The following is a 13,284-nucleotide window of genomic DNA, read 5'->3' on the forward strand; positions in this document are numbered from 1 at the left end:
GACAGGCGAACCTATCTTTTTAAAATTTTTTGAATTATTAGAGAAATTATCATTCCAAAAACTGCAATAACCACTATGGCACCACCTGGTTTTATTCCAAGATAAAAACTTGCACTAATTCCTGCCATCATATAAATTATTGCGATTATAATTGATTTTATAAAAGTTTCTTTATAAGATTTTGAAATCAAAAGCCCACTTGCAACTGGCAAAACCATTAATGACGAAATCATCAAAGCTCCCACAGTTTTTGTAGAAATTGCCACGGTAATAGCTGTCAAAAATGTAAAAATGCTAGAAATTAATTTTGAATTAATTCCAGCAAGATTTGCCATCAAAGGGCTAATTGAATTATACAAAAGCGGATAATATAAATAAAGGCTAAAAAATAGAACAAGAATGAAAATTACACTTACAATAATTACATCATCACTCGTAACACTTGTTATTGAACCAAATAAAAATGATTCAAAACTTGTGCCACCCGGTGTGAAATCTGACAAAATTCCTGCAAGTCCAATTCCAAGACTCATAATGATAGCCGTTGCCATATCGCCAAAACTTTTAAATTTTTTCCTAATTATTTCAATTGCAAAACTTGCAACAATACAAATTATTATTGAAGTAAAAACAGGATTTATTCCAATAATTAAACCTAGAGCAACTCCAGAAAGAGCTGTGTGAGATAAGGCATCTCCAATCATAGAAGTTCTCCTGTTTACCATAACAATTCCAATCATAGGAATTATTATTGCAAGCATAAGCCCAACTAAAATTGCCCTTTGCATAAATTCATAACTAAGCATCAACTATCCTTCCATTTTTTATCCTTATTTCTCTTTTAGAAAATTCTCTAACAACATCCATTTCATGACTTATCATCAAAATTGAAATTTTGTGTTTATCATTTAAGTGAGCTAGAAGTTTAAGAAAGTCTCTTTTTGATTTTTCATCAACGCCAACTGTTGGCTCATCCAAAAGCAAAACCTCTGGATTATTTACCATTGCCCTTGCTATCATAACTTTTTGAGCCTGCCCTCCTGAAAGTTGATTGAAAGGAATATGCAAAAGATTTTTTATATTTAAAATTTCAAAAATATCACGAACCTTTTGATAACATTTTTTGCTTGGTCTGTTAAAAATATTAAATTTCTTATACAAATTTAAAATTACAAATTCTTCTCCCGTTACTGGAAAGGCAAGTTTGTTTAAATCATTTACTTGTGGTACATAGCCAATTTTTGAATAAGCATTAAAATCTTCTATATTTATCCCAAATAATTTAATCTCTCCCGAATCTTTTTTCAAATCCTTTAAAATTAATTTTATTAGAGTTGATTTGCCAGAGCCATTTTCTCCTTGAATAGTCAAAAAATCGCCCTTATTCAAATCAAAACTAACTTTGTTTAATACTTCATCCTTGCCATAAGAAAAGACTACATCTTTAACTTCTATATCTTTAATTTATTTTAAACTACTTTCCATTATTTCAAAATTTTCTCTTATCAATTCTTGATAAGTTTTTTCATTTTTTAAATCATCATCACTTGCATATTCTATAGTATTTATAGCTTTTGCGTCAAGAGATAATTCATCTGCCAAAGTCTTTACATTTTTATCAGACTCGCCTTTTTCATAAAAAATTGCAGTAATTTTTTCTTTTTTTACATAATCAATTGCATTTTTCATAGTTTTTGCATCAGTTTCACTTGTTGAAGTTATTGATGTAAGCGGAACTTGAATTAAACCATAATCACGAGCAAGATAAGAAAATGCCTCGTGGTCTACTAAGAATTTTTTATTTTCTTTATTTTCTAATTTTTTTTCATATTCTTTATCAATTTCTTCAAGCTCTTTTTTTATTTTTTCAAAATTTTTCTCATAATAATCTTTATTTTCCGGATCAATTTCTGAAAGTTTTTCTGCTATATTTTTTGCTTGAATTATTCCATTTTTTGGAGATAACCAAACGTGAGGATCATATGCTCCATGATGGTGGTGTTCTTCTCCATCTTCATGTTCGTGTTCTTCTTTTTCGCTATCTTCATGTTTTTCATTATCTTCATGATTATCTTTGTCCTCTTTTTCATCTTCATCTAAAGATTCGTGATAATGAGGAGCATCACAACAAGATTTAGGTCTATCTTCACGTTTTTTATCATGTTCTTTTTCATCTTCATGCGTATTTTCTATTAAATTAATTCCTTTAGAAGTATCCACAATTTCAACTTTTGAAGATTCTGATATTTTTTCTTGCCAAGATTCAAGCCCTGCTCCATTTAAAAATAATACTTTTGCCTTTGACAAATCTGCCATATCTTTTGCAGATGGTTCAAAATCATGAACTTCTGTATTTAAATTTGTAAAAGATTTTACATTAAATTTATCTCCTGCAATTTGTTTTGTTAAATTATAAATTGGATAAAAAGAAGCATAAATTGTTTCTTTATCTTTATTTTCACTTTGACTTGTTTGATTTGAATTATTTGAATTTATATTTGATTTTTCATTATTTTTTGCACATCCTGTAACAAAAATTCCGAAAACCAAAATCATTGCTAATATTTTCTTTTTCATTTTTCCCCCTTTTATTGCAAATCATTTGCAAAGAATATTATATAGCTGTTTCATTTTTTGTCAATATGGTAATATATTTATAGAGGTGAGATTGTGAAAGCAGAAGATTTACTAAAGCAAAATAAGATTCGTGTTACTGAAAAAAGAAAAATAATTTTAGAAAAGATAATTGAAAATGATGATCCAATTTCTGCAGAAGAAATTTTAGAAAATTTAAAAGAAGAGAATATCAATATGGATCTTTCAACAATTTATAGAAATTTAAATACCTTGGAAGAGATAAATCTCCTTTTAAAAAATACAAATACAGATGGCATTTCTTATTTTCAATTAAATTCTAACAATCACAAACATTTTATAAGGTGTATTTCTTGTAATAAAAAATTTATAATAGAAAATTGCCCAATCCATGAAATTGAAGAAGAGATAGAAAAAGATACTGGCTTTGTAATTAAAGGACACAGTTTTGAATTTACAGGAATTTGCCCACAGTGTCAAAAAAAATTAAATAAACAAAAAAGTTGATAAAGAAAATTCTTTACCAACTTTTTTTATTTTAAACTCTTTTATTAAATTTTTCTTTATTAAATGCATTTACAGAATTTGCAACTATAATTGTTCCAGATGCATCTCCTGTTGTGTTTATTGCTGTTCTTGCCATATCCAAAATTCTATCTATTCCCATTATCATAGCAATTCCTTCTACTGGAAGTCCAACTGATGACAAGACCATTGACAAAGTAACAAGTCCTACTGATGGAATTCCTGCTGTACCAACGGAGGCAATTGTTGCTGTTAATATTACAGTTAAATAATCATTCAACGTTAAATCAATTCCATAAGCATTAGCAATAAATACTACAGCTACTCCTTGCATTATTGCAGTTCCATCCATATTTATTGTCGCTCCCAAAGGAATTGTAAATGAAGAAATTTTTTTATCAACTCCAATATCTTCTAGAGTTTGAATATTTAATGGAACTGTCGCATTTGATGATGCGGTTGAAAATGCAAAAGTCATAACTGGAAAATATTTTTTTAGAAAAGCAAATGGATTTACTCTTACAAATATCGTCAAAAGCAGCATATAAACTATCAGAAGTTGGAAAGCAAGTCCCAAAATTACAGAAATCATATATGAAAGCATAGACAAAATTACATCGTAACCAAGATTTGAAAATGTTCTTGCTATTAAGAAAAATACTCCAATTGGTGCAAGTTTCATTACAGCCATTGTCATACTCATCATCAAATCATTCATTTCTGTAATTATATTTCCCAAAGTTTCCATCCTATCTTCCATTCCTGCAATCAAAAGTCCAACTATAACTGCAAAAATAATTATTTGTAGCATATCGCCTTTTGCCAAAGCTTCAATAGGATTTGTTGGAATCATATTTAAAAGCGTATCTTTCATTGAAGTTTTTTCTCCAGCATCCATATTAAATTCATTTGAACCCAACTTCATATTCATTCCTTTTCCAGGATTTATAATTGACGCCAAAGAAAGAGCAATAATTATTGCAAGGGCTGTTGTCAAAAGATAAAATAATACAATTCTTATTCCAACTTTTCCAAGAGTTTTTGTATCTCCCATATTTCTGCAGCCATCAGCTATTGAAAAAAATACCAATGGAACAACTAGCATTTGCATAGCTCTTATAAACATTTGACCTAATAAATAAAAAATTCCATCAATTATAATGTCATCTTTAATATGACCTTTTGGAACAAAATAATGCATTACAATTCCAAGAATCATTCCACAAATTAGGGCAATAAAAATTTTAGAAGTTAAGCCTAATTTTTTATTAGATTTAGCTTTCATAACCATACTCCCTTCTCAGGTAATCTTTTAAGGCATCTTCCCAAGTTGAAAAAGTATTTTTGTCCAAAAGATTTAAAAAATAATTATCTATTCCCCTAAAGGCTGGTTCAAAATCAATTCTATCAGAATCTCTAACTTCTTCTACCTTTGCATCAATTTTTGTAATATCAATAATTTTTTGAGCAAAAGCTCTAAAGGAACAAGTCCCCTCACATGAAGCATGATAAATTCCATAAGCATTAGTTCCCATTATTGAAATCAAAAATTTTGAAAGCTCATAGGCTGATGTTGGAGAACCATATCTTGATTTTGGCACTTTAACAATACCATTTTTTGCTTGTTCAATAATTGATTCAACCAAATTATTTTCTTTTGAATAAAGTCTTGAAACCCTAACTATAAAATATCTATCAGCAAAATTTTTTACAAATTCTTCCCCCAAAAATTTACTTTTTCCATAAACTGTATTTGGATTTGCCTTATCAATTTCTTTGTATGGATGAATTGTTTGTCCATCAAAAACATCTGCTGTAGATAACTGAACAAGTTTTGCTCTAACCCTATTTGACGCAATGGCAATATTTTTTGCTCCCAAAGCATTTAACAAATATGCTTTATCAGGATCATTTTCGCATTTTAATCTATTGGTAATGCCCGAACAATTGATAATTATTTTTGGTCTATTTCTATCTACAAACAAATTTACTTCTTCTTGTTTTGTAATATCAACTTCATCTTTGTCAGTTGCAATTATTTCAGCTTCCAAAGGATCTAAATATCTTACAAGAGTCGATCCAAGTCTTCCATGAGCTCCTGTAATCCAAATTGTATTAATTCTCATAAATTTTCCTTTCTATATTTTTTTTAAAAAAACAATTATATGTTTTATTATAACATATTGCAAATTATTTTTCATTTTTGTTTGTTCTTTATCTTACATAAAAATTAATAAATAAATTAAGCAAATAAAAAAAGCTAGTTAAACTAGCTAATTTAATCCAATATCTTTTCTATAATATTTATTTTCGTATTTTATTTTTTCGCAATCATTATAGGCGATTTTTCTTGCAAGTTCTAAAGTTTTTGCTTTTGCGTTTATTGTAAGAACTCGTCCGCCATTTGTTAAAATTTTTCCATCTTCTAATTTTGTTCCATTATGAAAAATAATTGAATTTTTTACATCTTCAAGTCCACTTATTTCTTTATTTTTTTCATATTTTAATGGATAACCATCTGAAACAAGAATTAATGATAGAGAATAATCACTAGACCATTTTATATCGTCTTTCTTTAAACTATTATCAAGAGTTTTTTCTATAATTTCTACAAGGTCTGATTCAAGTCTTGGCATTAGGGTTTCTGTTTCTGGATCTCCAAATCTTACGTTAAATTCTAATATTTTTGGTTTATCTTCATCGATCATAAATCCAATAAACAAAATTCCATTATAAGAAAGTTTTGAATCATCAAGTCCTTTTTCAATTTGCCTTAAAATTATTTCTATATTTTCCCCTGTTTTTTGTGAAAATTTACTTGGAGAATATGTTCCAACTCCTCCAGTATTTGGACCCTTGTTTCCATCATAAATTTGCTTGTGGTCTTTGCAAGTTTCTAACGGAAATAATTTATTGTTTGAGACCAAACACAAAAGTGAAGCTTCTTCGCCTTTCAAAAATTCTTCGATTACAACAGTTTTTCCCTCATCTCCAAATATTTTTTTATTAAAAATATCATCAAGACTTTCTATAGCTTTTTTTTCATCTTCGCAAATTATAACACCTTTTCCAAGACAAAGCCCATCAGCTTTTATAACTAAAGGATAGGAAAAATCTTTTAGGGAATTTAAGGCATTGTCAAAATTTTCAAAAGATTTATATTGTGCTGTTGGTATCTTATATTTTTCTAGGAAATTTTTGGTAAATTTTTTTGATTTTTCAAATTTTGCACATTCTTTGTTTGGTCCAAATATTTTAAGATTATTTTTTTCAAATTCATCTACAATTCCCATACATAAAGGATCTTCTGGTCCTACAATTGTAAGGTCAATTTTTTCTTTTTTAGAAAAATCAACCAAGGATTTTATATCTGTTGGTTCGATATTTATATTTTTGCAAAAAGAATTAGTGCCAGCATTTCCTTTTGCCATAAATATTTGGTCTACTTTTTTTGATTGTGAAATTTTCCAAGCAAGTGCATGTTCTCTTCCACCATTTCCAATTATTAAAACTTTCATCAAAAACTCCTATTTTTTTACGAAAACCTTATTATTTTTTATGTAAAATAAATCATCACAAAAATCTTTTACTGATTTTATCAAAATTTCGTGTTCTTTTTCCAAAACATTTTTTGCTATATCATCGATTGTATCTTCTTGATTAATTTTTACAATTTCTTGATAAATTATTGGGCCATCATCTGCATCTTTTGTAACAAAATGAGTACTTGCTCCAGTAAATTTCACTCCTTTTTCATAGACTTTTTCATGAACCTTTCTTCCATAAAATCCCATCCCACAAAATGATGGTATAAGGGATGGGTGGATATTAATAATTCTTGACTCAAACTTGTCAATTATTTTTTGAGGTAAAATTTTAAGGTAGCCTGCAAGAACAACAAGATCGATTTTTTCTTTTATTAAAGTATCGAGCAAAATATCATTATCTTTGCAAACCAATGTTTTAATTGAAGCATTTTTTGCTCTTGTAAGCCCGTAAGCATTTTCTTTATTTGAAATTACTATAGATATTTTCCCATTAATAATTTTATTTTGGCACGAATCAATTATAGCTTGAAGATTTGTTCCTGAGCCTGAGATCAAAACTGCAATTTTTTTAGAATTTGAGGTCGATTTTTTCATCATTTTCTATAACCTCTCCAAGATCTAAAAGCTCATCTTCATCAATTATTTCTTTAACTTTTTCAATATCATTTTTATCGACTGCAAAAACAAGTCCAACGCCCATGTTGAAGGTTTCGTACATATCTTTTTTGTCAAGCTCTCCCCATTTTTCTAATAGTGAAAATATTTTTGGAAGAGGAATATTTCTCACATCAATTTTTGCACAAAGTCCATCTGGAATCATTCTTGGAATATTTTCATAAAATCCACCACCAGTAATATGGCTTAGGCCATTTATTTCAATTTTTTCAAGAAGATCTAAAATTTCTTTCACATAAATTTTGGTTGGTTTTAATAATTCTTCTCCAAGACTTGTATCAAGTCCTTCAATTTTTTCATCTAAAGATAATTTTTCTTTTTCTAAAACAATTTTTCTTACAAGAGAATATCCATTTGAATGAATTCCTGAAGATTTTAAACCAAAAATATGATCGCCTTTTTTAATTTTTTGTCCAGTAATTATTTTTTCTTTATCAACTATTCCCACACAAAATCCTGCAAGGTCATAGTCATTTTCCTTATAAAGACCTGGCATTTCTGCAGTTTCTCCGCCAATCAAAGAAGAATTAGCTTGAAGACAGCCATCAGCTACTCCTTTTACAATTTTTTCCATTTTTTCTGGAACAAGTTTGCCACATGCTATATAATCTAGAAAAAATAAGGGCTTTGCTCCTTGGCAAAGAATATCATTTATGCACATTGCCACGCAATCAATTCCAATTGTATCGTGCTTGTCCATCATCTGAGCAAGCATAACTTTAGTTCCAACTCCATCTGTCCCTGAAACCAAAACTGGATTTTTTATATTTAAATTTTCCAAACTAAATAGACCAGAAAATCCTCCAAGTTTGCTCAAAACATTTTCTGATTGAGTTTTTTCTACTAATTTTTTTATAAGTTCGACTTCTTTTTGACCGTTAGCTACATCAACTCCAGCGTCTTTATAATTTATTGGCATTTTATATCCTTTCTAAAGGGTTATATCCATTAAAACAATTTTCGTAATATGTTTTATTTCCACAAGCTTGTCTTAATCCTTCTAGGGAAATAAATCCCAAAGAATCTGCTCCTATAATTTTTCTAACTTCTTCTACACTTCTGTTGTTGCTAATTAAATGATCTTTGTCTGGCACATCAAAAGTAAAAGTTTCTTCTTTTATCACTTGAGGAGATGCAATCCTAATGTGGACTTCCTTTGCTCCTGATTCTCTCAAAATTTCTATTACTCTTTTTATAGTATTGCCTCTTACAATAGAATCATCCACAAGAACAACTCTTTTTCCTTCAATAAGATGTTTTATTGGATTTAATTTTATTCTTATTCCTTTTTTTCTCATTGAATTTGTTGGAAGAATAAATGTTCTATTTATATATCTATTTCTTACTATTGCTCTTTCGTATTTTATATTTGATGCACGCGAAAATCCAACAGCTGAAATTAATCCACTATCAGGACTTCCAACAACTATATCTGCATCTACAGGATGTTCTTTGTAAAGAATTTCTCCCATTTTAATTCTTGCATCATAGACGCTAACCCCATTTATTGAAGAGTCAGGTCTTGCAGTATAAACAAAATCAAAAATGCAAGGAGAATTAGAAAGCTCTTTTGCAAAATAGGATTCTTCTCCATTATCGTCAACTATATAAATTTCTCCTGGTTTTAATTCGTGACAAAGTTGCCCATCAATTGATTCAATCACACAAGATTCGCTTGCAACTATATAAGAATCTTCTTTTTTACCAACGCAAAGATTTTTAATTCCATAAGGATCTCTAATCGCAATCATCCTATTTCCATTTACGAGAATAATAGAATATGCTCCCTTTAAATTATTTATAAATTGTATAATTTCATCTATATTATTTGAATTTAATTTATTTACAACATCTTCAGGACTTGTTTCATCAAGAAATTTTCCATCAATTGCAATCAAATTTTTAAAATTTGAATTTTCAGGATAAAATAACCATGGCATAGGCATAAGAGATTTATCATCTTCAGCAAATCTATATTTTACATAACCAAGACCAACATTTCCTGCAAGAGTTGAAATATTATCTAGGCTAATATTATTGGCAATTTCTCCCTTACCTCTAATTTCTGATAATTTTTCATGAGCAAGAAGTGATATTCCCATTGACTCTTGACCTCTATGTTGGATTGCATAGAGGCCAGAGTATAATTCGGGAAAAACATTTTTATATTTCTTTTTTGAAAATATTCCTACAATTCCACTCATTTATTTGCCTTATATTCATATTCAGAATTATCTATAGTTTCTTTCATTTTTATTCTCATATCCTTTAATTTTTCTCTTAAAGAATCATATTTTATTGCAAGAATTTCTGTAGCCAAAATTGCAGCATTTTCTCCTCCTCCGATTGCAACAGTTGCAACAGGAACTCCACTTGGCATTTCAACTGTAGAAAGTAAAGCTTCAAGTCCACCAAGATGAGATGATTTTGCAGGAATTCCAATTACAGGTCTTGTTGTTAACGCTGCAATAACTCCAGATAAGTGAGCAGCTTTTCCTGCAATTCCAATATAAACTTCGCTTTCATTTTCGCTTTTTTCTACATATTCTTCTAAACTTTTTAAAGCTCTATGAGCAGAAATAACCTTAACTTCATAATCAATTCCAAATTCATTTAATTTTGAAACAACCTTATCAGCTATCGGGCTATCAGATAAAGAACCCATGATTATAGATACTTTCATATAAACTCCTTATTAAAGTCCTAAATATTTTGACAATTCCATTGGTTCAATATAAGTTCCATCTTTATAAACTCTCATATTTCCACCAGAAACTTCATCAATCAAAACAACTTCTCCAGTTGAAGCAAGTCTTCCCCATTCAAATTTTATATCGTATAAATCAAGACCATATTCTGCTAAGATATCCTTTACAAGTTTTGCAACTTTTTTATTTTCTTTAATAATTTCTTTATATTCATCATGAGATAAAATATTTAATTCAACTAAAGCGTCTTCTGTAATAAGTGGATCTTCACGGTCATCATCTTTTAAAGTAATTTCAGAATAAGCATCAAGATCTTGTCCTTCACTTGCATAAAGACCATATCTTCTCATAAAAGATCCAACTGCTTTAAATCTTGTAATAACTTCTAAACCTTTTCCAAAAACTGTACATTTTTCAATTTCCATAAGATTTTTATCAAGGTCCGCTCCAAGATAATGAGTTTTTACACCAGCCTCATTTATTTTTTCAAAGAAAAATTTAGAAACTTTTAGACACTCTTGACCAGCGCCTTCTTTTTCTCCAGCAACTTGATTTCCACCAGTATCAAATACTCCATCAGTACCAGTCATAGTATCCTTAAATAAACAAAAATATTTTCCATCATTTTCAACCAAATTTTTTGTCTTACCTTCGTAGATTGTATGCATTTTTTTCTCCTTAAAAATTTTTACAAAAAATAAGCCCAGAAGGACAGGCTACGAAACCTATCCTCCTGGGCTTTTGTCCCTCTGGTGTAATACTAAAAAATATCCGTACCGCTCGGTCTTGAAAAAAACAGATCCCTAGGTACACTTTCGCCCATTTCAATGAGCCTATTCTTCGTTCAAATTCATAATACCAAGGTAAATTTTAATTGTCAAGAAAGTTTTTTGATAAATTTTAATATTTTTCATTTACGACTTGTAATTCATTATATTTATAATAAGATAATATTAATTATGAATAAAGGAGCAAAAATGTCAAAAATAAAAAATATTATTATAGCAATTCTTTTAGCCGTTTGTTTATTGTTTTCATTCAATTATTTTTCTTCAAAAAATGAAAATAAAATAGACAACAAATTAATAGAAAATAGAATAGAAAATGCAAAAGAGCTAACAAGTTTAAAATATTCCTACACAAATATGGGACAATTTGAAAATTCAAATAAATTTTATGGCTACGATATACCATTTACCCAAAAGAAATTTATAGTTTCTTATGATGGAATGATTTCTTGTGGAGTAGACCTTGAAAAAATGGACGTAAAGGTTTCAGGAAAAACAATAAATATAAAATTACCAAAATCAAAAATTTTATCCCACGAAATTTACGAAGATTCCCTAAAAATTTTCGACCAAAAAACATCAATTTTTAATCCAATTAAAGTTGAAGACTACAATGACTTTGCCAAAAATCAAAAAAAATCAGTAGAAAAAAGAGCAATAGACAAAGGAATCTTGATAGAAGCCAACAAAAAATGTGAAAAAGCAATAAAAGATATAATCAACATAGACAATAGTCTTGAAGATTATACAATAAATATACAATTTAAATAAGGGTTCGCCCTTATTTTTTTGTGCTATAATATACTTATGAAAGGTGGTAATATGAAAATATATTTAGGTTGTGATTTATTTACAGAAGGACAAAGATGGCAAGCACTAGAAATTCAAAAGGCACTTCAAAATGAATTTTCAGATATAGAAATTTATAATCCCGCTCAAAATTTAGAAATAAATGATAAAGATGCAGGCTTTACATCAAATTACGATATACTATTAGCAGACTACGAAAGACTTAAAAATGCAGATATATTAGTAGGATTGATGGACACACAAGATTTAGGCCTTGCAGCAGAGATGGGAATTGCATTTGAAAAAGGTCTTCAAATTTTTCAACTCTACACAGATATAAGACTTGGAGGAAATGACAAAGAAGATAAATTTCCACCAATGAAAAAAGACATATTTCAAAATGATTTTTTATATATAAACAAACTCATAACAGGACTTTCTTACGTAGATAAAAATGGAAATAAATTCAAAAAACCAAGAATTTATAAGAAAAAAGAAGAATTGATTGAAGATTTAATTTTGTATATAAAAGAAAATAAATAAGACTACAAAATTAGCTATTATTTTTTCACAGAAATTTTAAGCTAAGAATTTATATTTAAAATTGAACTTTCTAAAAAAAATTATCAATTAATTTTTCCTTTAAAGTAGGCTCTTATTTAAAATTCAATAATTTCGATAAAAAAATGAGTATCAAACCAAGTCACAAAGACAAGTTTGATACTCATTTTTGAATTTTTAATTTTTTAAAATATTAAATTTTATTATTTTCTTTTGCTTTTAAATAAGCCTAGGCTTGATGCTCCTAATAAGCCCAAAATTGCTGAAAGGCTACCAACTCCTGTTTGTACATTTTCTCCAGCATTATTTACTTTATTGCCTGTATTTGCTGTGTTTGTTGTATTTGTTGTATTTGTTGTACCAGTTTTTTTATTTTTTCTGTTAGGATTTTTTTGGCTTGGATTTTGTGGTTTTTGATTTGCCATATCGTCTATGATTTTTACTAAATCACTATAAAGTTCATCAAAAGTTATTTTATCTTTTGCAAATAAGTATACTTTTGCTAAAAATGCCTTATCTCGTTTAGTTGCTTCCATAAGCTCTTCTAAATTTTTTGCTTTTCCAACTCTATCCAATTCTGCTTTTAAATTTTTTTCATTTTCGGGTGTTAGTTCAAATCCAAGTGTCTCTCTAATAGAGTACATAATCCAAGTTTTTATTACTTCAAAAGAGTCTTTATTTTTATAAACTTCACTCATTTTGAATTCTTTAGGTTTTACTTTCTTTTCGTCTTTTGGTTTTTCTTCATCAGTTTCTGGATTTTCTTTTTTGTCATCTGGTTTTTCTGTTTCGCCGTCTGGTTTTTCTGTTTCGCCATCTGGTTTTTCTGTTTCGCCGTCTGGTTTTTCTGTTTCGCCATCTGGTTTTTCTGTTTCGCCATCTGGTTTTTCTGTTTCGTCATCTGGCTTTTCTTCTCCGTTTTCATTTACTGGAGCTTTCTTTATAGTGATTTTTTCATTTACTACAGCTGATTTTTCTTCTGCTTTTACATTTTCACTTGTTTTTACTGGCTCTTTTAAGGCATTTTCTACTGATTTTTCTTCATTTGCTTTTGCATTAGGAATTAATAAGCTTACTCCTAGTGCCAAGGCTAGG

Annotated in this window: 15 protein-coding genes; 3 read left to right on the plus strand and 12 right to left on the minus strand. The window is 28.8% G+C overall.

Going from position 1 to position 13,284, the window contains the following annotated elements:
• Positions 1-11 precede the first annotated feature (11 nt).
• From HGAG_RS04295 to HGAG_RS04305, 3 genes are read right to left on the minus strand one after another with little or no spacing between them, the layout of a single operon-like run.
• Entirely contained in the window at positions 12-806 is a 795-nt protein-coding gene (locus HGAG_RS04295; protein WP_019118069.1) for a metal ABC transporter permease, read from the minus strand.
• A complete protein-coding gene (locus tag HGAG_RS04300) occupies positions 799-1,464 on the minus strand; it encodes a metal ABC transporter ATP-binding protein (protein ID WP_026074046.1) in 666 nt (221 codons plus the stop codon). Before HGAG_RS04300 ends, HGAG_RS04295 begins: the two co-directional genes overlap by 8 nt.
• A complete protein-coding gene (locus HGAG_RS04305; protein ID WP_019118071.1) occupies positions 1,465-2,577 on the minus strand; it encodes a metal ABC transporter substrate-binding protein in 1,113 nt (370 codons plus the stop codon).
• 93 nt (positions 2,578-2,670) lie between these two features.
• Between HGAG_RS04305 and HGAG_RS04310 the strand changes: the two genes are divergently transcribed.
• Positions 2,671-3,102: a Fur family transcriptional regulator gene (locus tag HGAG_RS04310; RefSeq protein WP_019118072.1), complete on the plus strand. Its 432-nt coding sequence runs from the start codon at positions 2,671-2,673 to the stop codon at positions 3,100-3,102.
• A gap of 31 nt (positions 3,103-3,133) precedes the next feature.
• Here the strand turns inward: HGAG_RS04310 and HGAG_RS04315 are convergent, their stop codons facing one another.
• From HGAG_RS04315 to HGAG_RS04350, 8 genes are all read right to left on the minus strand, one after another.
• Positions 3,134-4,405 (minus strand): dicarboxylate/amino acid:cation symporter, encoded by a 1,272-nt coding sequence (locus HGAG_RS04315; protein ID WP_026074047.1) that lies wholly within the window; start codon positions 4,403-4,405, stop codon positions 3,134-3,136.
• Positions 4,395-5,246 (minus strand): SDR family oxidoreductase, encoded by an 852-nt coding sequence (locus tag HGAG_RS04320; RefSeq protein ID WP_004838306.1) that lies wholly within the window; start codon positions 5,244-5,246, stop codon positions 4,395-4,397. Before HGAG_RS04320 ends, HGAG_RS04315 begins: the two co-directional genes overlap by 11 nt.
• 147 nt (positions 5,247-5,393) lie before the next feature.
• Positions 5,394-6,638 (minus strand): phosphoribosylamine--glycine ligase, encoded by a 1,245-nt coding sequence (purD, locus tag HGAG_RS04325; protein WP_019118074.1) that lies wholly within the window; start codon positions 6,636-6,638, stop codon positions 5,394-5,396.
• A 9-nt stretch (positions 6,639-6,647) separates the two neighbouring features.
• Positions 6,648-7,265, minus strand: coding sequence for a phosphoribosylglycinamide formyltransferase (gene purN / locus HGAG_RS04330; protein WP_019118075.1), 618 nt, complete (start codon positions 7,263-7,265; stop codon positions 6,648-6,650).
• Complete coding sequence (gene purM, locus HGAG_RS04335; protein WP_019118076.1) at positions 7,237-8,262, minus strand: phosphoribosylformylglycinamidine cyclo-ligase; 1,026 nt, start codon at positions 8,260-8,262, stop codon at positions 7,237-7,239. The genes purN and purM overlap by 29 nt, the downstream gene beginning before the upstream one ends.
• A gap of 1 nt (position 8,263) precedes the next feature.
• Positions 8,264-9,547 carry an amidophosphoribosyltransferase gene (locus HGAG_RS04340; RefSeq protein ID WP_019118077.1) on the minus strand — a complete coding sequence of 428 codons (1,284 nt, stop codon included), beginning with the start codon at positions 9,545-9,547 and terminating at the stop codon, positions 8,264-8,266.
• Positions 9,544-10,026 carry a 5-(carboxyamino)imidazole ribonucleotide mutase gene (purE, locus tag HGAG_RS04345; RefSeq protein WP_019118078.1) on the minus strand — a complete coding sequence of 161 codons (483 nt, stop codon included), beginning with the start codon at positions 10,024-10,026 and terminating at the stop codon, positions 9,544-9,546. Before purE ends, HGAG_RS04340 begins: the two co-directional genes overlap by 4 nt.
• A 12-nt stretch (positions 10,027-10,038) precedes the next feature.
• Entirely contained in the window at positions 10,039-10,719 is a 681-nt protein-coding gene (locus HGAG_RS04350) for a phosphoribosylaminoimidazolesuccinocarboxamide synthase (RefSeq protein WP_019118079.1), read from the minus strand.
• Between the two features lie 309 nt (positions 10,720-11,028).
• Between HGAG_RS04350 and HGAG_RS04355 the strand changes: the two genes are divergently transcribed.
• Positions 11,029-11,610: a DUF4230 domain-containing protein gene (locus tag HGAG_RS04355; RefSeq protein WP_019118080.1), complete on the plus strand. Its 582-nt coding sequence runs from the start codon at positions 11,029-11,031 to the stop codon at positions 11,608-11,610.
• Between the two features lie 51 nt (positions 11,611-11,661).
• The gene (locus tag HGAG_RS04360; protein WP_019118081.1) at positions 11,662-12,171 is read left to right on the plus strand and encodes a nucleoside 2-deoxyribosyltransferase; all 510 of its coding nucleotides are present in this window, start codon (positions 11,662-11,664) and stop codon (positions 12,169-12,171) included.
• A gap of 221 nt (positions 12,172-12,392) precedes the next feature.
• Here HGAG_RS04360 and HGAG_RS10580 read toward each other — a convergent pair.
• The coding region (locus HGAG_RS10580; RefSeq protein ID WP_019118082.1) for a prolipoprotein diacylglyceryl transferase at positions 12,393-13,284 on the minus strand (892 nt) is incomplete at its 5' end.

The sequence above is a fragment of the Anaerococcus obesiensis ph10 genome, from assembly GCF_000311745.1.
GTDB classification, from domain to species: Bacteria; Bacillota; Clostridia; order Tissierellales; family Peptoniphilaceae; genus Anaerococcus; species Anaerococcus vaginalis.

Excerpts from the sequence above, each read along its gene's own strand:
- purM (WP_019118076.1), bottom strand. The coding sequence starts at position 8,262 with ATGCCAATAAATTATAAAGACGCTGGAGTTGATGTAGCTAACGGTCAA.
- HGAG_RS04350 (WP_019118079.1), bottom strand. The coding sequence starts at position 10,719 with ATGCATACAATCTACGAAGGTAAGACAAAAAATTTGGTTGAAAATGAT.
- purE (WP_019118078.1), bottom strand. The coding sequence starts at position 10,026 with ATGAAAGTATCTATAATCATGGGTTCTTTATCTGATAGCCCGATAGCT.
- HGAG_RS04320 (WP_004838306.1), bottom strand. The coding sequence starts at position 5,246 with ATGAGAATTAATACAATTTGGATTACAGGAGCTCATGGAAGACTTGGA.
- HGAG_RS04315 (WP_026074047.1), bottom strand. The coding sequence starts at position 4,405 with ATGAAAGCTAAATCTAATAAAAAATTAGGCTTAACTTCTAAAATTTTT.
- HGAG_RS04340 (WP_019118077.1), bottom strand. The coding sequence starts at position 9,547 with ATGAGTGGAATTGTAGGAATATTTTCAAAAAAGAAATATAAAAATGTT.
- HGAG_RS04295 (WP_019118069.1), bottom strand. The coding sequence starts at position 806 with ATGCTTAGTTATGAATTTATGCAAAGGGCAATTTTAGTTGGGCTTATG.
- purN (WP_019118075.1), bottom strand. The coding sequence starts at position 7,265 with ATGATGAAAAAATCGACCTCAAATTCTAAAAAAATTGCAGTTTTGATC.
- HGAG_RS04305 (WP_019118071.1), bottom strand. The coding sequence starts at position 2,577 with ATGAAAAAGAAAATATTAGCAATGATTTTGGTTTTCGGAATTTTTGTT.
- HGAG_RS04355 (WP_019118080.1), top strand. The coding sequence starts at position 11,029 with ATGTCAAAAATAAAAAATATTATTATAGCAATTCTTTTAGCCGTTTGT.
- purD (WP_019118074.1), bottom strand. The coding sequence starts at position 6,638 with ATGAAAGTTTTAATAATTGGAAATGGTGGAAGAGAACATGCACTTGCT.
- HGAG_RS04360 (WP_019118081.1), top strand. The coding sequence starts at position 11,662 with ATGAAAATATATTTAGGTTGTGATTTATTTACAGAAGGACAAAGATGG.